The sequence below is a fragment of the Streptomyces sp. NPDC005302 genome, assembly GCF_040607345.1.
Classification (GTDB): Bacteria; Actinomycetota; Actinomycetes; order Streptomycetales; family Streptomycetaceae; genus Streptomyces.
Genome location: NZ_JBEXGN010000040.1, coordinates 9,996 through 30,177 on the forward strand (window position 1 = coordinate 9,996; position 20,182 = coordinate 30,177).

16 protein-coding genes and 1 riboswitch are annotated in these 20,182 nt (G+C 74.1%); of the genes, 1 reads left to right on the plus strand and 15 read right to left on the minus strand.

Going from position 1 to position 20,182, the window contains the following annotated elements:
* Window positions 1-75: 75 nt before the first annotated feature.
* From cobC to cobM, 6 genes are all read right to left on the minus strand, one after another.
* A complete protein-coding gene (cobC, locus tag ABZT74_RS33770) occupies window positions 76-1,155 on the minus strand; it encodes an Rv2231c family pyridoxal phosphate-dependent protein CobC (protein ID WP_356441186.1) in 1,080 nt (359 codons plus the stop codon).
* Entirely contained in the window at window positions 1,145-2,077 is a 933-nt protein-coding gene (locus tag ABZT74_RS33775) for a sirohydrochlorin chelatase (RefSeq protein WP_355876573.1), read from the minus strand. Before ABZT74_RS33775 ends, cobC begins: the two co-directional genes overlap by 11 nt.
* Window positions 2,074-2,367, minus strand: coding sequence for a hypothetical protein (locus tag ABZT74_RS33780; protein WP_356441189.1), 294 nt, complete (start codon window positions 2,365-2,367; stop codon window positions 2,074-2,076). Before ABZT74_RS33780 ends, ABZT74_RS33775 begins: the two co-directional genes overlap by 4 nt.
* A complete protein-coding gene (gene cobJ / locus ABZT74_RS33785; protein ID WP_356174041.1) occupies window positions 2,364-4,070 on the minus strand; it encodes a precorrin-3B C(17)-methyltransferase in 1,707 nt (568 codons plus the stop codon). The genes ABZT74_RS33780 and cobJ overlap by 4 nt, the downstream gene beginning before the upstream one ends.
* Window positions 4,067-5,326, minus strand: coding sequence for a precorrin-6y C5,15-methyltransferase (decarboxylating) subunit CbiE (gene cbiE, locus ABZT74_RS33790; RefSeq protein ID WP_356441207.1), 1,260 nt, complete (start codon window positions 5,324-5,326; stop codon window positions 4,067-4,069). Before cbiE ends, cobJ begins: the two co-directional genes overlap by 4 nt.
* Window positions 5,327-5,388: 62 nt before the next feature.
* Window positions 5,389-6,225 carry a precorrin-4 C(11)-methyltransferase gene (cobM, locus tag ABZT74_RS33795; protein ID WP_355876581.1) on the minus strand — a complete coding sequence of 279 codons (837 nt, stop codon included), beginning with the start codon at window positions 6,223-6,225 and terminating at the stop codon, window positions 5,389-5,391.
* Between the two features lie 108 nt (window positions 6,226-6,333).
* Here cobM and ABZT74_RS33800 point away from each other — a divergent pair, with 108 nt between their 5' ends.
* Entirely contained in the window at window positions 6,334-7,062 is a 729-nt protein-coding gene (locus tag ABZT74_RS33800) for a ZIP family metal transporter (RefSeq protein ID WP_355876584.1), read from the plus strand.
* A 38-nt stretch (window positions 7,063-7,100) separates the two neighbouring features.
* Here ABZT74_RS33800 and cobI read toward each other — a convergent pair whose 3' ends face one another.
* The 9 genes from cobI to ABZT74_RS33845 all read right to left on the minus strand — a co-directional run bounded on the left by cobI (window position 7,101) and on the right by ABZT74_RS33845 (window position 19,898).
* On the minus strand, window positions 7,101-7,832 hold the full coding sequence (gene cobI, locus ABZT74_RS33805; RefSeq protein ID WP_356174047.1) for a precorrin-2 C(20)-methyltransferase: 732 nt from the start codon (window positions 7,830-7,832) through the stop codon (window positions 7,101-7,103).
* Window positions 7,829-9,262 carry a cobyrinate a,c-diamide synthase gene (locus ABZT74_RS33810; RefSeq protein WP_356441192.1) on the minus strand — a complete coding sequence of 478 codons (1,434 nt, stop codon included), beginning with the start codon at window positions 9,260-9,262 and terminating at the stop codon, window positions 7,829-7,831. The genes cobI and ABZT74_RS33810 overlap by 4 nt, the downstream gene beginning before the upstream one ends.
* On the minus strand, window positions 9,262-9,861 hold the full coding sequence (cobO, locus tag ABZT74_RS33815) for a cob(I)yrinic acid a,c-diamide adenosyltransferase (protein WP_356441195.1): 600 nt from the start codon (window positions 9,859-9,861) through the stop codon (window positions 9,262-9,264). Before cobO ends, ABZT74_RS33810 begins: the two co-directional genes overlap by 1 nt.
* Complete coding sequence (locus ABZT74_RS33820; protein WP_356441198.1) at window positions 9,861-11,882, minus strand: putative cobaltochelatase; 2,022 nt, start codon at window positions 11,880-11,882, stop codon at window positions 9,861-9,863. Before ABZT74_RS33820 ends, cobO begins: the two co-directional genes overlap by 1 nt.
* Window positions 11,879-15,532 carry a cobaltochelatase subunit CobN gene (gene cobN, locus ABZT74_RS33825; protein ID WP_356441201.1) on the minus strand — a complete coding sequence of 1,218 codons (3,654 nt, stop codon included), beginning with the start codon at window positions 15,530-15,532 and terminating at the stop codon, window positions 11,879-11,881. The genes ABZT74_RS33820 and cobN overlap by 4 nt, the downstream gene beginning before the upstream one ends.
* Window positions 15,529-17,091, minus strand: a complete 1,563-nt coding sequence (locus ABZT74_RS33830) for a cobyric acid synthase (protein ID WP_356441204.1) — start codon at window positions 17,089-17,091, stop codon at window positions 15,529-15,531. Before ABZT74_RS33830 ends, cobN begins: the two co-directional genes overlap by 4 nt.
* On the minus strand, window positions 17,088-18,035 hold the full coding sequence (locus ABZT74_RS33835; RefSeq protein WP_356174064.1) for a cobalamin biosynthesis protein: 948 nt from the start codon (window positions 18,033-18,035) through the stop codon (window positions 17,088-17,090). Before ABZT74_RS33835 ends, ABZT74_RS33830 begins: the two co-directional genes overlap by 4 nt.
* A 103-nt stretch (window positions 18,036-18,138) precedes the next feature.
* Window positions 18,139-18,283, minus strand: a riboswitch (cobalamin riboswitch).
* Window positions 18,284-18,420: 137 nt separating this feature from the next.
* Window positions 18,421-18,639, minus strand: a complete 219-nt coding sequence (locus ABZT74_RS33840) for a hypothetical protein (protein ID WP_081223696.1) — start codon at window positions 18,637-18,639, stop codon at window positions 18,421-18,423.
* Between the two features lie 20 nt (window positions 18,640-18,659).
* Entirely contained in the window at window positions 18,660-19,898 is a 1,239-nt protein-coding gene (locus ABZT74_RS33845; protein ID WP_356174067.1) for an inorganic phosphate transporter, read from the minus strand.
* Window positions 19,899-20,182 lie beyond the last annotated feature (284 nt).

The following is a 20,182-nucleotide window of genomic DNA, read 5'->3' on the forward strand; positions in this document are numbered from 1 at the left end:
CGGACCCCCGCTCCCCGAACGCCGGAGAGGCCCGACCGGGCACCCGCGGCGATCGGGGAGCGGAACCGTCCGGGATCAGTCCCCGCCGGCCGTCACCGCCCGGTCCAGGGCCTGGAGGAAGCGGTTGACCGTCGCACGGTCCCGGACCGCGATCCGCAGCCACTCCTCGCCGAGCCCGGGAAACGTGTCCCCGCGCCGCACCGCGAAACCGAGCCGGCGAAGACTCCGCCGGACACCCGCGGCCCGCGGCAGCCGGATCAGCACGAAGGGGCCCTCCGCGGGCTCCACCATCCGCAGCCCGTCGGAGCAGCCGAACTCCCGCAGCCCGGCCACGAGATGGGCGCGGTCCGTGGCGATGCGATGCGCAGCGTGCGCCGCCTCCGCGAGCGCCTGCGAGGACATGCACGCCTCGGCGGCCGCGAGCGCCGGAGTGGACACCGGCCAGAGCGGCTGGGCACGCTCCAGCGCGGCGATCGTCTCCGGGTCGGCGAGCGCGTACCCGATCCGCAGGCCGGCCAGCCCCCAGGTCTTCGTGAGGCTGCGCAGCACGACGAGTCCCGGCACGTCGGTGCGGCCGGCCAGCGCCTCGCGCTCCCCGGGCACCGCGTCCATGAACGCCTCGTCGACCACCAGCACCCGCCCGGGGCGGGCCAGTTCGGCGACCGCGGCGGCCGGGTGCAGCACCGACGTCGGGTTGGTGGGGTTGCCGATCACGACGAGGTCGGCGTCCTCGGGGACGGCCGCCGGGTCGAGCCGGAAACCGTCCTCCGCGCGCAGCAGGACACGGCCGACCGTGTGTCCGGCGTCCCGCAGCGCGGCCTCCGGCTCGGTGAACTGCGGGTGCACGACGACCGGCCGCCGTACCTTCAGGGCGCGGGCGAGCAGCACGAAGGCCTCGGCGGCACCCGCCGTGAGCAGCACCCGCTCCGTCGGCAGCGCGTGCCGTGCGGCCACCGCGGCCCGTGCGGCGCGGCCGTCCGGATAGGCCGCGAGGCCGGTCAGCGACCCGGCGATCCGTTCACGCAGCCACCGGGGAGGGGTGTCGGCGCGGACGTTCACGGCGAGGTCGGTGAGCGCGGAACCGTCGTCGCGCACCTCGGCGTCCCCGTGGTGGCGCAGATCGTGCCCGCCCTCGGCGGCCTCGTCAGTGCGCATGGGAGTGTGCGTGGCCGCCGTGGTGGTGCCCGTGTCCGTCGTGGTGGCCGTCGTCGTCCGGGTGGAAGTGGGGTTGCTGGGGGAGCCCCACCTTGTCCTCGAAGCCGGGCAGCGCGATGCGGTAGACGCAGGAGTCGCAGTTCATCCGCAGGTCGCCCTGGACGGCCTCCCGGTAGCGCTCCATGACCAGGTCGAGGAGCTCCGGCTCGGGACCGATCACGTCGGCCGAGCGCACCTCGACGTCCGGGTGCGCGGCGGCCCAGCCCTCGGTCTGCTGCCGCACGCGCTCCGGGAGGATGCCGGTGAACAGGAAGTAGGGCAGCACCACGATCCGGCGCGCGCCCAGCCGCACGCAGCGGTCGAGGCCGGACGGCACGTCCGGGGCCGCCAGCGACACGAACGCCGTCTCGACGCCCGCGTATCCGCGGCCCTCCCACAGCAGCCGGGCCGCCTTGTGCACCTCGGCGTTGGCGTCCGGGTCGGTGGAACCGCGGCCGACGAGCAGCACCGTCACGTCGGCGCGGTCCGCGGGCGTGCGGGCCGTACCGCCGAGCGCCTCGTCCAGCCGTCGCTCCAGGACCGCGAGCAGCGAGGGGTGCGGGCCCAGCGGACGCCCGTAGGTGTACGAGATCCCGGGGTGCCGTTCCTTCTCGCGGTTCAGCGCCGCCGGGATGTCGCCCTTGGCGTGCCCGGCGGACACCAGCATGAGCGGGACGGCGGCGAACCGGCGTACTCCCCGCTCGACCAGTTCGGCGACGGCGTCGCCCAGCGGAGGCGGCGACAGCTCGATGAACCCGCCGGCGACCGGCAGTTCGGGATGGCGACGGCCCAACTCCCGTACGAAGGAACGGAACGCCTCGGCTCCGGCCTCGTCCCGGGTGCCGTGGCCGGCGATGAGCAGCGCGGGGGCAGGGGTGGTCACGATGTCTCCTTGACGGGCGCGGTGGCCTCGGTGGTGGTCGAGGCCTCGGCGGCCAGGGGGGTGGGGGTGGGGTGGTACGGCAGGGGGTCGGGAGCGGCGGCCGCTACCGCCGAACCGCCCAGCCGCGACAGGTTGCCGATGGCGGGCAGCCCGATGACGGGCACGGGCACTCGCACTGGCACAGGTACAGGTGCAGGCACGGGGTCGGCGTCCGGCCGCGACCGCTGCCGCCGGAACGACTCCCACTCGACGGGGTGCGCGACCCGGCTCTCGCGGAACACCTGGTTCACTCCGGCTCCTCCTGCCAGCGGTAACCGCGCGGCGTGACCATGCGCCCGGCGATCCGACGGGTCGCCGTGTTGCCCACGGTCACCACGGTCATCATGTCGACGATCGCCGGATCCAGGGACCCCAACGTCGTCACCCGGCTCGACTCGTCCGGCCGGGAGGCGTTGCGGACGACCCCGACGGGCGTCACCGGCTCCCGGTGCTCGGCGAGGATCGCGAGGGCCTTCGGCAACTGCCAGTCCCGGCCCCGGCTGCGCGGGTTGTAGAACGTCACCACGATGTCGGCCTCGGCCGCCGCGCGCACCCGGCGCTCGATGACCTCCCACGGGGTGTGCAGGTCGGACAGGCTGATCGACACGTGGTCGTGGCCGAGCGGCGCGCCCAGGATCGCTCCCGCGGCCAGCGCGGCGGTCACCCCCGGCACCCCGACCACCTCGATGTCGTCGGACGCCTCGGCCAGCGCGGGCGACGCCATCGCGTACACGCCCGCGTCGCCGCTGCCGATCAGCGCCACGGCCCGACCGCGCCGGGCCTCCGCCACCGCCGTGCGCGCCCGCTCCTCCTCCGCGCCGAGCCCCGACTCCAGGACGAGGGTGCCGGGCCGCAGCAGATCGCGGATCTGGTCGACGTACTGGTCGAGTCCGACGAGCACCGACGCCCGGCGCAACTCCCTTGTGGCACGCGGGGTGAGCAGGTCGCGGGCTCCGGGGCCGAGGCCCACGACGGCGAGCCGTCCACGGACCGGCCGGCGCACCACCGCGACGGTCGCCATCGCGGGCCGGCCGTCCGCGCGCACCGACTTCCGCTTGGGGACGAGGAGTTCGCCGCCGCCCGCGAGCGCGGCGGCCTCCGCCACGGAGGGGGTGCCCACCGCGGCGAGCGGCGCGTCGGAGGGGTTCGGGACCGTGACGGCCGCCAGTTCCCCGGCGGTGCGGGTGACGACGGGCACGCCGAGCCGGGCGGCGGCCCCGAGGATGCCGGGCTCCCGCGACTTGGCGTCCACGGTGGCGAGTTCGGCGACCGACCGGACGCAGAGACCGGCGTCCGCCAATGCCTCCTCGACGAGCCCGAGGACCTCGTCCACGGGCGCGCCCCGCGAGGCGCCGACCCCGACGACGAGGGACGGCGGGCGCAGGACCACCTCGCGCGCGGCGGGGCCCTGAGCGCGGTCGGAGACGCGGATCACGGCGGCGCCGTCCCGGGCGGGGGACCCGACGTTCGGCGGCAGCGCGGGCAGCGGCCAGACCGTCTCCGTGTCCAGCACCACCGGTTCGCCGTCGAGCACGGCCCGCGAGACCCCGGCGACGTCACCCTCCACGGGCAGGCCGAGCGTGTCCAGGCCGGGCATGCCGACCGCGTCGGTCGCTGTCGTCACCACCGGCTCCGCGCCCAGCAACTCACCGATCTCCCGGGCCAGTTCGTTGGCCCCGCCGGTGTGGCCCCCGACCAGTGACACGGCGAAGCGGCCCGCCTCGTCCACGCACACCACCCCGGGGTCGGACGTCTTGTCCGCGAGCAGCGGCGCGACGAGCCGTACGACCGCGCCGGTGGCGAGGAAGCACACGAGCTGGTCGCACTCGGCGAAGGCCCGCCGTACGGCGTCCGCCACGGTCCCGTCGTACACCCGGGTGCGCGCGGGCCATGCCGCGGCCAGCCGGTCGCGGGCCGCCGCGCCCGCCGCCGTGGCGGAGATCAGGCCGATCACTGAGGAACTCCTTCGGTACGGGCCGGGGGCCGGACGCCCCACAGCACGAAGACGGGATTGGTCGCCGCGAGCCGGGACACGCCACCCGGCAGCGGGGCGAGCCGCGACGACTGGAGCAGCACGCCGTCGCAGTCGAACCCGGCCGCGGCCAGGGCGTCGCGGGCGGCCGGCACCCGGTCGAGCGAGGCCATCGCGACGACGACGGCGCGCCGCGCCCGGCGTGCCGACGCCGTGACGATGGCGGGCAGTTCACGTCCGCCACCACCGATGAAGACCGCGTCCGGATCGTCGAGATCGGACAGCACGGTCGGCGCGGACCCGTGCACGACGTGCACGTCGACACCGTGCGCGGCGGCGTTGGCGCGGATGCGGTCGCAGCCGTCCAGGGTCTTCTCGACCGCGGTCACGGCCGCGCCGAACCGCGCGCACTCGACGGCCACGGAGCCGGAGCCCGCGCCGACGTCCCAGACCAGCTCGCCGAGCCGCGGTCCGATCCGGGCCAGGGCCAGCGCGCGGACCTCGAACTTGCTGATCATCGAGTCGCGGTGGGCGAACTCGTCCTCCTCCAGGGCCCATCGGGCGGGCCCGGCCGGCGGACCGGCGACGGTCCGCACCGCGGCGAGGGCGCGGGCGGGGTCCAGACAGAGGACGACACTGACCGCCGCACCCCAGTCGCGGGCGGCCGCCTCGGCGGGTGTGACCCGCTCGACGCGCTCGTGCTCCGGGTCGCCGAGCGCGCTCGCCACGACCAGGACGCGGTCGGCGCCGCGGTGGACGAGGGCGGCGCCCAGTTCGGCGGGCCCGGCCGCGGGGCCGGTCAGCACGCCCACCTTCGGCTGCGACCGGCAGACCTGGACGGCCGTACGCAGGTCGCGGCCGTGTGCGCTGACGATAACCGCGTCGTCCCAGGGCAGCCCGGCCCGCGCGAAGGCGGTCGCCACCGAGGAGACACCGGGCCGCACGTCCAGCCGCCCGGCCCCGAACCGTTCGGCCAGCGCCCGGACGATCCCGAAGAACCCGGGGTCGCCCGAGGCGAGCACCACGACCGGCCCGTCCGGCGCCCCGGCCTCCGTGTACCGCTCGATGGCGTCGAGCGCCGGTGCCAGCGGGCCGAGCACGATCCGCCCGGTCCGCGCCGGGAGAGGGGCGGCCGCCAGATGCCGCCGGCCGCCCACGACAAGACCGGCCCCGGCGAGCGCCGCCCGCGCCTCCTCGGAAAGCGGCGCGCCCGTGCCGGTACCGACCACGGTGATCACCTCGGAGCGGTCCGCCGACGCGGCACGCACGGCTCCGTCCTCCGCGCCGACCACCTCCACGCTCACGACGCGGGCCCCTGCACGGCGCCCCGGCGTGCCGCGCGCAGCTCCGCGCGCGCCTGCGGGTCGGCCTTGCGGAACCCGTGGAAGTGGCCGGGGTGGTACAGGTGCGAGCGGGTGCCGCTCGCGTCCAGCGCCGGACCGACCAGGAAGAGGGTGTGCTTCCAGAGCTTGTGCTCCTTGACGGTCTCCTCCAGCGTGCCGATCGTGCACGTCACGATCAGCTCCTCCGGCCAGGTCGCCTGATGGGCGACGACGACCGGCGTGGACGTCGGATAGCCGCCCTCCAGCAGCTCCCGTACGAGCTGGCCGCTGCGGGCCGCCGACAGGAACAGCGCCATCGTCGTGCCGTGCTTGGCGAACTCCCGGACCTCCTCGCCGGGCGGCATCGGCGTCTTGCCGCCGCCGAGCCGGGTGAGGATCACCGACTGGGCGACCTCGGGGATCGTCAGCTCGCGTCCGGCGAGCGCCGCCACCGCCGAGAAGGACGAGACACCCGGCACGATCTCGGTCGCGATGCCGAGGGCCGCGCACCGGTCCATCTGCTCCTGCGTACCGCCCCACAGCGCCGGGTCGCCGGAGTGGATCCGCGCCACCCGCAGACCCTGCTCACGGGCCCGCTCGTACACGGCGACGACGTCCTCCAGCGACATCGTCGCCGAGTCGAGGATCTCGGCGCCCTCGCGCGCGTGGTCGAGGACCTCGGCCTGCACCAGGCTGGCCGCCCAGATCACCACGTCGGCCTCGGCGATGGCGCGCGCGGCGCGGAAGGTCAGCAGGTCGGCGGCGCCGGGGCCGGCACCGACGAAGGTCACTTTGCCGGTGGGGGCATCGGCCATGGGAATCGGTCCTCTCCTACGGAAAAACTGGGGTGATGTGGCACATCAGTGGGCACGGGGCCGTCGCCGAAGGTGCGCGAACGGGGGTTGATCGGATAGCAAGGGCCTATGGCGGTCCTCGTCGCGCTCGGCGCGTTCCTGATGACGCTGGCCGGCGGCTGGACGGCACAGCGGGTGACCGACCGTCGTCATCTGGTCCTCGGACTGGCCGGCGGCCTGATGCTCGGCGTGGTCGGCCTCGACCTGCTGCCCGAGGCGCTCGCCACGGCGGGCCGGGAGGTGTTCGGCGTACCGGCCGCGCTGCTGCTGTTCGTGGCCGGCTTCCTGCTGGCCCATCTGGTCGAACGGCTGCTCGCCCACCGGCAGGCCGCGCACGGTGGCGACGAGCACGACGGACGCGCGCCCGAGGTGGGTCTGACGGCGGCGGCCGCCATGGTCGGGCACAGCGCGATGGACGGCGTCGCGATCGGAGCGGCCTTCCAGGTCGGCGGAGGCATGGCCCTCGCGGTCGCCCTCGCCGTCGTCGCCCACGACTTCGCCGACGGCTTCAACACCTACACGATCACCAGCCTGTACGGGAACGCCCGCCGCAAGGCCCTGTTCATGCTGTTCGCGGACGCGGCGGCCCCGGTGGTCGGCGCCGCCTCCACGCTTCTGTTCACCATCCCCGAGGGGCTGCTCGGCGGCTATCTCGGGCTCTTCGGCGGCGTGCTCCTCTACCTCGCGGCCGCCGAGATCCTCCCCGAGGCGCACCACGACCACCCGGCCCGCTCGACGCTGCTGTTCACGGTCGCGGGAGTGGGCTTCATCTGGCTGGTGGTGGGCCTCGCGAGCTGAGCCCGCGCCGCCCGCCGGACGTGCCGGCGGGGTGCGGTTCACAGTTTCCCGCCGCGTTTCCCGTCGCGCGGCGCGGGCGCGATGAGCGTCGAGAGGTACGGCAGCGGCTCGCCCTCGAGGTCGTCGGCCCGCCGGATCGACTCGCCCTCCAGACCGAGCGCCGACCCCCAGACCGCGTCGTCGATCCGCCCGCTGTCCCGCAGCGCCTCGGCGACCTCCCGGGCCTGCCGCCCGAACTTGTACGCGACGACCGTGCCCGGCCCGTTCAGCGCGTCCTTCAGCACCGCCGCGCCCGCCGTCACCGGGACGAGCGTGAGCGGCTCGGTGCCCTCGGTGAGTACGGCGCCCGAGCGGGCCGCGAGGTCCTGCATGGCGGTGATGCCGGGAACGCTCTCCACGACCGTGCCGGGGACCAGCTCGCCGATGGTGTGGGCGAGATAGGTGAACGTCGAGTACACGTTGGGGTCCCCGATGGTCGCGAAGGCGACCGTGGAGTGCCGGGCCAGGAGGTCCGCGACCCGCGCGCCCGCCGCGTCCCAGGCCGCCTCGCGCCGCGCGTGGTCGCTGCGCTCGTTGAGCGCGAAGACCACCCGCAGGACCTTCTCCTCGGGCACGTAGTGCAGGACGGTCGCCTCGGCGCGCCCCCGCTCGCCGGTGTCCATCACGGGGACGACGACGACCTCCGCGGCCCGGAGCGCGTTGACGCCCTTGACGGTCACCAGCTCGGGGTCGCCGGGGCCGACCCCGACTCCGATCAGCTTGCTGCTCATGACGTCAGGCACCTCTCCACGAACCGACGGGCCACACCGGGCTCGGACGCCCAGTGCGTGTGCAGATAACTCGCGTGCACACCGCGCTGCACGAAACCTTCGACGCGCCGCTCGGGGGCGCGCACCCCCCAGGCGGGGGCCGGACCGGCGCCGGGCTCGACGACGGTCCGGTGGAACTCGTGGCCGCGCATCCGCCTACCGGCCACGGCGAGCACACTGTCGCCGACGGCCACCGCGTCCCGGTAGCCGAGGGTGAGCCGCTCGTCCATCCGGGCCGTGGCGTCGATCACCCCGCACATGGGCCGGCCGTCGAGCTCCCGCGCCAGGTAGAGCAGCCCGGCGCACTCGGCCGCGACCGGTGCTCCGGCGAACGCCAGCTCGGCCACCGCTTTGCGCAGCGGCTCGTTGGCGGACAGCTCGGGCGCGTACACCTCGGGGAAGCCGCCGCCGATGACCAGTCCGCCCGTTCCTTCGGGGAGCCGTTCGTCCCGGAGCGGGTCGAAGACGACGACCTCGGCCCCGGCCGCGGTGAGCAGTTCGGCGTGCTCGGCGTAGGAGAAGGTGAAGGCGGGACCCCCCGCGACGGCGACGCGCCTCGTCCCGGACGGAGTTCCCGGCGCCGTCGAGGGGGCCGTCCCGTCCGTCGTCGGAGCGCGCCCGGCCGTCGCGGTGTGCTCCGCCGGGGCCGACGGGCGGACCGCCCCGGCCGCGTCCCACGCGACGCCCGGCAGCTCGCCCGCGCCGCGTGCCAGCGCGAACAGCGCGTCCAGGTCGCACCCGGCGCGCACCTGCGCGGCCATCGCGGCGACCGCCTCGACCGCCTCCGCGCGCCGCTCGGCGACCGGCACGAGCCCCAGGTGCCGCGACGGGGTGCCGACCTGCGGGGCGCGCCGCAGGGCGCCGAGAACCGGCACTCCGGAGGCGTCCAGCGCCTCGCGGAGCATGGCCTCGTGCCGGTCCGAGCCCACCTTGTTGAGGATCACCCCGGCGACCCGCACCCCGGGGTCCCAGGAGGCGAAGCCGTGCACCAGCGCGGCCACCGACCGCGACTGCGAGGAGGCGTCGACGACCAGCACCACGGGCGCGCGCAGCAGCTTCGCCACCTGCGCCGTGGACGCGAGTTCGCCCTCCCCGGCGGCGCCGTCGTAGAGGCCCATCACGCCCTCGACGACCGCGAGGTCGCAGCCGCGCGCGCCGTGCGCGAACAGCGGCCCGATCAGCTCGGTGCCGCACAGGTAGGAGTCCAGGTTCCGTCCCACGCGCCCGGTGGCGAGCGCGTGGTAGCCGGGATCGATGTAGTCGGGCCCCACCTTGTGCGGGGACACGGCGAGCCCCCGCGCGGCGAAGGCCGCCATCAGCCCGGTGGCCACGGTGGTCTTGCCGCTGCCCGAAGAGGGCGCGGCGACGACCAGCCGGGGGACGGAGGACATCACCACTCGATGCCCCTCTGGCCCTTCTGGCCCGCGTCCATCGGGTGCTTGACCTTGGACATGTCCGTCACGAGGTCGGCGATCCCGACGAGCTTCTCGGGGGCGTTGCGGCCGGTGACGACGACGTGCTGGGTGCCGGGCCGGTCCCGCAGCACCTCCACCACCTCGTCGGTGTCCACCCATCCCCAGTGCATGGGGTACGCGAACTCGTCGAGCACGTACAGCTTGTACGTCTCCGCGGCGAGGTCCCGCTTGACCTGCTCCCAGCCCTCGCGGGCCTTCTCCTCGTTGTCCATCTGCGCGTCGCGCTGGACCCAGGACCAGCCCTCGCCCATCTTGTGCCAGTCGACGGTGCCGCCCTCGCCGGAGGCCCCGAGCACGCGCAGCGCGTTCTCCTCGCCGACCTTCCACTTCGCCGACTTGACGAACTGGAACACCCCGATGGGCCATCCCTGGTTCCAGGCGCGCAGCGCGAGCCCGAACGCGGCCGTCGACTTGCCCTTGCCGATGCCCGTGTGCACGACGACCAGCGGACGGTTCCGTCGCTGGCGGGTCGTCAGTCCGTCGTCCGGTACGACACTCGGCTGTCCCTGCGGCACTACGCGGCCCTCCTCGAAGTCCCCTGCACGTCCCGGACGAGTCCGGCGAGGGAGTCGGCCCGCAGCGCGTCCAACGTCACCGCCGTTCCGCCCAGTTCACCCGCGAGCTGTCCCGCGAGCCCGAGCCGCACCGGCCCCGACTCGCAGTCGACGACCACCGACGCGACCCCGTCGGCCGCGAACAGCCGCGCCGCGCGCCCGGCCGTCGCGACCGGCTCGGGCCCGCCCGTGGCGCGCCCGTCGGTCACCAGGACGACCAGCGGCCGCCGCGCGGAGTCCCGCAGCCGCTCGACGCGCAGCACCTCGTGCGCCCGCAGCAGCCCGGCGGACAGCGGCGTGCGGCCGCCCGTCGGCAGCGACTCCAGCCGGACCGCCGCCGCGTCCACCGACGACGTGGGCGGCAGCGCGACCTCGGCGGCCGACCCGCGGAACGTCACGAGCCCCACCTTGTCCCGCCGCTGGTAGGCGTCGAGCAGCAGCGACAGCACCGCGCCCTTGACGGCGCTCATCCGCTGCCGCGCGGCCATGGAACCGGAGGCGTCCACGACGAACAGCACGAGGTTGCCCTCACGGCCCTCCCGCGTCGCCTGCCGCAGATCGTCCCGCCGCACGACGAGACCCCGTCCCGACCGTCCGCGCGCCAGCTGGTGCGGGGCGGCGGCCTGGACGGTCGCCGCCAGGTGCAGCTTGGTGAGCGTCCCCCGGGGACGCCGCGAACCGGTCGTCCGGCCGTGCTCGGTCCGCGCGCGCGAACGCCGGCCGGCCGCACCCTCACCGAGGCCGGGCACGCTCAGCACCTTCGTCCGGAACGGTTCGGCCGACCGCACCGGCGACTGCTCGCCCGCGCTCTGACCGGCCGGGGCCTGCCCGTCCTCCGACGGCTCGCCCTGCGCGGGCACGTCACCGGCGGGAGAACCGTCGTCCGGCCCCTCCTGCGGCGGCTGACCGCCGCCGCCCGGCCCGTCCGGGTCAGGGTCGTCGTCGGGGCCGTTGTCGCCCTCGCCGTCCGAACCGCTGAACTCCTCCAGCGTCTCGTCGAGTTTGTCCTCGTCGAGTCCCGGCGCGTCGAAGGGGTTGCGCCGCCTGCGGTGCGGCAGGGCCAGCAGGGCCGCCTGCCGGACGTCCTCGGCGAGCACGTCGGTGCGCCCCGCCCACGCGGCGAGCGCGGTCGCCGTCCGCGCCATCACGATGTCGGCGCGCATGCCGTCCACCTCGAAGGCCGCGCAGGTCGCCGCGATCTGCCGCAGCGCGCCGTCCCCGAGCCGCACGGACGGCAGCAGCGCGCGGGCCGCCACGATCCGGGCCCGCACCTCCGCCTCCTCGTCCGCCCAGCGCGCCACGAACGCCGCCGGGTCGTCGTCGTGGGCGAGCCTGCGGCGCACGACCTCGACCCGCTGGTCGGGCTCCCGCGACGCGGCGACCTCCACGGTCAGCCCGAACCGGTCCAGCAACTGCGGCCGCAGCTCGCCCTCTTCGGGGTTCATCGTCCCGACGAGCAGGAACCGCGCCGCATGCCGTACGGACACGCCCTCGCGCTCGACGTAGGAGGCGCCCATCGCGGCCGCGTCCAGCAGCAGGTCGACCAGATGGTCGTGGAGCAGGTTGACCTCGTCGACGTAGAGGATGCCGCGGTGCGCGTCGGCGAGCAGGCCCGGCTCGAAGGCCTTGACGCCCTCGGAGAGCGCCCGCTCGATGTCCAGGGCGCCGACCAGCCGGTCCTCGGAGGCGCCGACGGGCAGTTCGACCATCCGGGCCGGACGGGTCGTGGACGCCTCCACCTCGTGCGGCCCGTCGGGGCACGCCGGGTCCGGGGCCCCCGGATCGCAGGAGAAACGGCAGCCGGTGACCACGTCGACGGCCGGCAGCAGCGCCGAAAGGGCCCGTACGGCCGTCGACTTGGCGGTGCCCTTCTCGCCGCGGACGAGCACGCCGCCCACGGCCGGGGACACGGCGTTCAGCAGCAGCGCGAGCCGCAGGTCGTCCTGGCCGACCACCGCCGTGAACGGGAACGGAGTACTCACTGGTCGTCGCCCTCCAAGTCGCCTTCGAGCTCCAGATAGGTGGTGCGCAGCCGCTCCAGCGTGTCCGCGTCCGGCTCGGCCCACAGACCGCGGTCGGCCGCTTCGAGGAGCCGCTCGGTGATACCGCGCAGCGCCCACGGGTTGGACTGCTTCATGAAGTCCCGGTTCTCCGCGTCGAAGACGTACTCCGCGCTGAGCTTCTCGTACATCCAGTCGTCCACGACACCGGCCGTCGCGTCGTACCCGAAGAGGTAGTCGACCGTCGCCGCCATCTCGAAGGCGCCCTTGTAGCCGTGCCGCCGCATCGCGGCCATCCAGCGCGGGTTGACCACCCGGGCGCGGAAGACACGGTGCGTCTCCTCGCCGAGGGTGCGCGTCTTCACCTGGTCGGGCACGGCCGAGTCGCCGACGTACGCCTCCGGGCTGGAGCCCGTCAGATGGCGCACCATCGCGACCATGCCGCCGTGGTACTGGAAGTAGTCGTCGGCGTCGACGAGGTCGTGCTCGCGGGTGTCGACGTTCTTCGCCGCGACCGCGATGCGCTTGAACGCGGTCTCCATGTCGCCGCGCGCCGCGCGTCCGTCGAGCCCGCGCCCGTAGGCGTAACCGCCCCACACCGCGTACACCTCGGCGAGGTCCGCGTCCGAGCGCCAGTTGCGGGCGTCGATCAGAGGCAGCAGTCCGGCGCCGTACGCTCCCGGCTTCGAACCGAAGATACGGGCGGTCGCGCGCCGCCGGTCACCGTGCTCGGCGGTGTCCTCGTCGGCGTGCCGGCGCACGTAGTTGCGGTCGGCGGGCTCGTCCAGTTCGGCGACCGTGCGCACCGCGTCGTCGATAAGCCCGACCACGTGCGGGAACGCGTCCCGGAAGAAGCCCGAGATACGGACCGTGACGTCGATGCGGGGGCGTCCCAGCTCGTCGAGCGGGACGACCTCGAAGCCGGTGACGCGCCGCGAGGCGTCGTCCCACACCGGGCGGCAGCCCAGCAGCGCGAGGATCTCCGCGATGTCGTCGCCCTGCGTGCGCATGGCGGACGTGCCCCAGACCGTCAGCCCGACGGACGTCGGGTAGTCACCGGTGTCCTGGAGGTAGCGCTGCACCAGCGAGTCCGCGAGGGACTGGCCGACCTCCCAACTCAGCCGGGACGGGATGGCCTTGGGATCGACGGAGTAGAAGTTCCGGCCGGTCGGCAGCACGTTGACGAGTCCGCGCGTCGGCGAACCCGACGGACCCGCGGGGACGTAGCCGCCGTTCAGCGCCTTGAGGATGTGCCCGATCTCGTCCGTCGTCCGGGCGAGCCGCGGCACGACCTCGCGGCACGCGAACTCCAGCACGGCCACGGCGTCCGGGAGTTCGGCGCCCAGCACCTCGCGTGCGAGGGCCGGGACGGCGGCCGTGTCCCAGCCGCGCTCCTCCATGCCCAGCGCCGCCCGCCGGCACAGCTGCTCCAGCAGGTCGATCGCGTCGGCCGCCGTACGGGAGGGGCCCTCCACGAGATCGCTCAGCTCGGCCGGCACCTTCACCGGGGCCCCCGGCTCGGCCAGCAACTCCTTCTCCACCAGGCCGAAGTGCTCGGCGAGAGCGGCGCGCAGACCGGGCAGCGCGTTCGCCGCGCCGCCCCACACCTGCGAGGCGCGCAGCACGGCCAGCACCAGGTTCACCCGCGGTTCCGCCTCCGGGCCGCCGCCCAGGATGTGCAGGCCGTCGCGGATCTGCACGTCCTTGATCTCGCACAGATAGCCGTCGATGTGCATCACGAACGCGTCGAAGTCACCGTCGTCCGGCTGGTCGTCGACGTGCAGGTCGTGATGGAGTTCGGCGGCCTTGACCAGGGTCCAGATCTGCGCGCGGACCGCCGGGGCCTTCGTCGGGTCCAGGTCGGACACCAGCGCGTACTCGTCGAGGAGCTGTTCCAGCTTGGCGAGGTCCCCGTAGGTGTCCGCGCGGGCCATCGGCGGCACGAGGTGGTCGACGACGGTCGCGTGCCCGCGCCGCTTGGCCTGCGTGCCCTCGCCCGGGTCGTTGACGATGAACGGGTACACCAGGGGGAGTTCACCGAGGACGGCGTCGGGCGCGCAGCCACCGCTGAGCCCGAGCCCCTTGCCCGGCAGCCACTCCATCGTGCCGTGCTTGCCCATGTGCACGACGGCGTCCGCGCCGAAACTGTTCTCCAGCCAGCGGTAGGCCGCCATGTAGTGGTGGGAGGGCGGCATGTCCGGGTCGTGATAGATCGCGATCGGGTTCTCGCCGAAGCCGCGCGGCGGCTGGATCATCACGACGACGTTCCCGAACTCCAGGCACGCCAGCACGATGTCGTCACCGTCGATGTAGAGCGAGCCCGGCGGTTCGCCCCAGGCCTCCAGCATGCCGGCGCGCAGATCCGGGTCGAGCGTGTCGAACCAGGCCCGGTAGTCCGCCAGCGGCACGCGCGCCGGGGCGGCGGCGAGCTGGTCCTCGGTCAGCCACTCCACGTCGTGGCCGCCGGCCGCGATGAGCCGGTGGATCAACTCGTCGCCGTTGTCCGGGTATTCGGTCAGGGCGTAGCCCGCGTCCCGGAGCGCGTCGAGCACCCGCACGGCGGAGGCGGGGGTGTCGAGACCGACCGCGTTGCCGACCCGCGAGTGCTTGGTCGGGTAGGCGGTGAAGACGATGCCGAGCTTCTTCTCCGCGTTCGGCTTGTGCTTCAACAGGGCGTGCCGCAGGGCGATCCCGGCGACGCGCGCGGCCCGCTCGGGGTCGGCGACGTACACCGGGACGTCGTCCGGACCCGGCTCCTTGAAGGAGAACGGCACGGTGATCAGACGGCCGTCGAACTCCGGGATCGCGACCTGCATCGCCGCGTCCATGGGGGACAGCGCGGCGTCGGACGCGTCCCAGGCGCTCCTCGACGAGGTCAGGCAGAGCCCCTGCAGGACGGGGATGTCGAGGTCGGCGAGCGCCCCGATGTCCCAGGCCTCCTCGTCGCCGCCCGCGGACGCCTGCGAGGCGTGGGTGCCGCCCGCCGCGAGGACGGTGGCGACGAGCGCGTCGGCCCGGCCGAGGATCTCGTACAGGCCCGCGTCCGCGTCGCGCAGCGAACCGCAGTACACGGCCAGGGCGTTGGCGCCGCGCGCCTCGATCGCGTCGCACAGGGTGTCGACGAACGCCGTGTTCCCGGACAGCTCGTGCGCCCGGTAGAACAGCACGCCGACGGTCGGCCGGCCCTCGACGAACGCGCGCTCGCCGTGGACCCCGAACTCCGCGGTCCTGTGCGGCTCCTCGAACCCCTCGCCCGTCAGCAGCACGGTGTCGGAGAGGAACCGGGCCAGCTCGGCGAGGTTGGCCGGGCCGCCCTCGACGAGATAGCGCAGCGCCTCCGCGACGACCCCGGCCGGGACCGACGACTCGGCCATCAGCTCGGCGTCCGGGACGGACTCGCCGCCCAGCAGCACGGTCGGGACGCCGGACGCCTTCAGGAAGGCCAGCCCGTCCTCCCAGGCCCGCTTGCCGCCCAGCAGCCGTACGACGACGAGGTCGGCGCCCTCGACGAGCGCGGGGAGTTCGTCCGTGACGTCCACCCGGGTCGGATTGCCGATCCGGTAGGCGGCGCCGGAGGCGCGGGCCGCCAGCAGATCCGTGTCGGCGGTCGACAACAACAACACTGTGCTCATGCGGGCGCTCCCGGTGGAATGAAAGGCAGTCCTTGCGGCGCGCCCGACTCGATGAGCCGCCAGAGCGCGTCCGTGTCCGCGTGTTCCTCGATCAGGTCGCCGAGCCGGTCCAGCTGCTCCTCGCGCAGCGCCGCGAACGACGTGTCGGCCGCCGGCACGAAGCGGCGGCCCGCGGCGCCGGCCACCGCGCGCAGGAAGGCCCGGCGGAAACCGTCCGACTCCAGGGAGCCGTGCCAGTGCGTGCCCCAGACGGCGCCGACCCGGCACCCGTCCAAGAAGGGCTCACCGCCGGTCACTTCGGCGACACCGTGATGGATCTCGTACCCCTCGACGGGCTCGCCGAGCGCCTCGCCGACCGGCCGGGTCAAGGTCTTCTCCCGCGCGAACCGCACGCGGACGGGGAGGAGTCCGAGCCCGTCGACCTGGCCGGCCCGCGACTCGACCTCGTCGTCGATGTGTTCCCCGAGGAGCTGGAAGCCGCCGCAGATCCCCAGCACCGGGCGCCCCTCGGCGGCCCGGCGGGCGATCGCGTCGGCGAGGCCCCGCTCACGCAGCCACGCCAATGCCTTCACGGTGCCCCGGGTCCCCGGCACGACGACCAGGTCCGCGTCGGCCAGTTCCTCCGCCCGGTCCACGAACCGGACGACGACGCCCGGTTCGGCGGCCAGCGCGTCCACGTCGGTGAAGTTCGACATCAGCGGGACCGCGCACACGGCGACCCGCAGGATGTCCGCTCCCAGGGGGGAGGAGACGGCCGATTCGCGGACCGTGCCGCGCAGCGAGACCCGCAGCCCGTCCTCCTCGTCGATCCCCAGCCCGTGCTGGAAGGGCAGCACACCGTAGGTGCGGCGCCCGGTGAGACCGTGCAGCATGTCGAGCCCGGGCTCCAGCAGTGCGACGTCGCCGCGGAACTTGTTGACGAGGAACCCGGCGACGAGCGCCTGGTCCTCGGGCGACAGCAGGGCGACCGTTCCGAAGAACGAGGCGAACACCCCGCCCCGGTCGATGTCGCCGACGACGAGCACGGGCAGCCCCGCGTTCCGCGCGACCCCCATGTTCACGATGTCGGTGCGCCGCAGATTGATCTCCGCCGGACTGCCGGCCCCCTCACAGATCACCGCGTCATACGTGCCCCGCAACTGGGCGAGACAGTCGAGAACGGTGCCGAGCAGTGCTTCCCGGTGGCCCCCGTGCGGGGAACCTCCGGAGGAGGCGCCGGCCGACAGCGCGCCTCCCGGCTCGCCGAAGAACCCGCGGGCGCTCATCTCGCCCACCGGCCTGCCCATCAGCACGACCTGGCTGCTGCGGTCGCTGCCCGGCTTGAGCAGCACGGGGTTCATCAGCGCCGTCGGCTCCACGCGGGCGGCCTGGGCCTGCATGGCCTGTGCCCGGCCGATCTCGGCGCCCTCCCGCGTGACGAACGAGTTCAGGGACATGTTCTGCGCCTTGAACGGGGCGACCTTCACGCCCTGGCGTACCAGCCACCGGCAGATCCCGGCGGTCACGACGCTCTTGCCCGCGTCGGAGGTGGTCCCGGCGATCAGCAGTCCGCCGCTCATGCCGTACGTCCCTTCCTGGTCAGCAGTACGCGTGCGGCGGCACTCACGCCGAGGGCCAGCCAGCCGACGCGACGGGAGAGCCGTACGGCCCGTTCGATGTCGGCGACCCGGACGGGGCGCCCGGTGTCGTTGAGCACGGGCCGGTGCTCGACCCGGCCCCCGTACGAGAGGGTTCCGCCGAGCCGCACACCGAGCGCGCCGGCGAAGGAGGCCTCCACCGGACCGGCGTTGGGGCTCGGATGTCTGCGCGCGTCGCCTCGCCAGGCGCGGACGGCGCCCCGCGGGTCGGGTCCGGCCACGGTGGCGAGGACGGCGGTCAGCCGGGCTCCGGGCCAGCCGGCGACGTCGTCGAGCCGTGCCGAAGCCCAGCCGTAGCGGCGGTACTTGGGGGACTTGTGCCCGACCATCGCGTCGAGCGTGTTGACGGCGCGGAAGGCGACCAGTCCGGGTACGCCGGCGGCGGCACCCCAGACCAGCGCGCCGACCACCGCGTCGGAGGTGTTCTCGGCGACGGACTCGACGACGGCCCGCGCGACACCGTCGGCGTCCAGCGCCTGCGGGTCGCGCCCGCACAGATGCGGCAGCCGCTCCCGGGCGACGTCGAGGTCCCCGGCCGCGAGCGCGCCGCCGATCGCCCGTGCCTCTCGGCCGAGTGAGGTCCCCCCGACGACGGCCCAGGTGGCGGCGGCGGTCAGGGCGACGGACGCGGCGCCCGAGGAACGCAGGGAACGGCCGGCGAGCGCGGCGAGGCCGGTGGCCCCGCCCACGCACACGGCTGTGTGCAGCGCGCCCCACCCGCGGTGGTCACGCCACAGGGTCCGCTCGACGGCCCCGGCCGCCCGCCCGAACGCGGCGACCGGATGGGCCCGGCGGGGATCGCCGAGCAGCAGGTCGCCGAGGAGGCCGGCGGCGGCGCCGTACGCGAAGACGCGATCGGCCCGCACGGGGTCAGCCCGCCGTGCGGTGCGGCGGAACTCTCAGGGACGACGGAACCGGCAACGGGCAGCCGCGCATGGCGATATGTCCTCACTCAGGGTGTCCACGCCCTGGTTCGACGAGACCGGCGGCGAGAGTTCCTGGCTCCCGGGGAGTTTCCTCCCCGATGACAGTGGCGGGACCGCGCCGGATTCGCACCGGCTTCCTCTCATGCCGCCGTACTTGGCTCCGGCAGTCCACCACGGGGTGAGAACGGCCGTCAACTTGCTGTTGACCTGCGGAGGGAGAGTGTGCGAAGCCCCACACAGCAAAGGGGTGCGGGACGGAGATCCGTCCCGCACCCCAGGTGAAGTGCTGCCCGGGAACGGCCCGTTCGGGGCCGTTCGTGCCGGGTTACTTGCTCATGATGAGAGAGATGCCGTACGCCACCGCCGCGGCGCAGGCCGCGAAGCAGACGTAGGCGCCGGTGGCCGCCGCGACGGCGGAACCGCCCTGGGCCGACTCCTTCTTGGAGAGGCCGGCGACGCCGAGGGTGAAGAGGCCGACGAGGACGACGGTGGCTCCGAGACTGACCCCGAAGACGGACCCGAGGGCTGACCAGTCGATGTGCATGCTGTTTCTTCCTTCGGTTCTCAGGCCACGCGCGACGGCGCCGACGGGTTCGCCGTGGGCTCGGCGGGTGCGGGGATGGTGGCCGTGAGGTCCTCGGCCACGGTGCCGGCCGGGGGCGGGGTGACGGCGGCGATGGCCGTGGTGACCACGCCGGCCGGCTCGTCGGCGTTCACGTTGGTGTGGTCGATGACCTCGCGGCGCGAGCGGCGCCAGATCGCGAAGCTGGAGGCGACCAGGAAGACGGCGACGAGCGTGGTGCCCCAGGCGCCGAAGCCGGTGACCCACTCGGCGAGCGCGCCGACCAGGGCGGCGGCGGGCAGGGTGAGCGCCCAGGCGACGAACATCCGGGTGGCGGTGGACCAGCGGACCACGCCGCCCTTGCGGCCGAGGCCCGCACCCATCACGGAACCGGAGACCGCGTGGGTGGTGGAGAGGGAGAAGCCGATGTGCGCGGAGGCGAGGATGACCGTCGCGGCGCTGGTCTGGGCGGCGAAGCCCTGCTGCGGCTGGAGGTCGGTCAGGCCCTTGCCCATGGTGCGGATGATGCGCCAGCCGCCCAGGTAGGTGCCGAGCGCGATCGCGAGACCGGCGGAGAGGATGACCCAGACCGGCGGGTCGGAGTCGGGAGCGACGGCGCCACCGGCGACCAGGGCCAGGGTGATGATGCCCATCGTCTTCTGCGCGTCGTTGGTGCCGTGGGCCAGCGAGACCAGGCCCGCGGAGGCTATCTGGCCGGCGCGGTACCCCTTCTCGGTGGCCTTGCCACCGGCGTTCCTGCTGAGCTTGTACGACAGCCGGGTAGCCAGCATCGCGGCCAGACCGGCCACGATCGGGGCCGCGACGGCGGGTATGAGCACCTTGCCGACCAGGACGTCCCCGTGCACCGCGCCGGTGCCGGCCGAGGCGATGGTGGCGCCGACCAGGCCACCCATGAGGGCGTGCGAAGAGCTGGACGGCAGTCCGATGAGCCACGTCACCAGGTTCCAGAGGATCGCGCCCACCAGGGCGGCGAAGATCACTTCGGGCTGGATGCCGGACTCGTCGACGAGGCCTTTGGAGATCGTGTTGGCGACCTCCACCGAGAGGAAGGCGCCGACAAGGTTCAGCACGGCGGACATGGCCACCGCGACCTTGGGCTTGAGTGCGCCGGTCGAGATGGTGGTGGCCATCGCGTTGGCGGTGTCGTGGAAACCGTTCGTGAAATCGAACACGAGAGCGGTAACGATCACGATTCCGAGGAGGAGCGTGATGTGTTCCATTTACCCAGGCTTCTGTTGGACGTCAGTGGCAGGTGGACCGTAAGCAACCTGGATGAACGGAAGATGAACTGGGTCGGGCTTTGTGGTGTCCCGAACGGCGAATCCGCGTTCCGCTTGTCTCCAGGGGGAGATGGCGGGGTTCGAACGGAGGCGGAGCGCCGGGCTCCAGTGCGGTTCGCCGCCCCCGCGCGCGTCGTTCGAGACCGGCCGGGGACCCGTGGAGGAGATCCTGGTCACCCGGCAGATACGACACCACCGGCCGGTGGTGTCGTATCTGCCGGCCC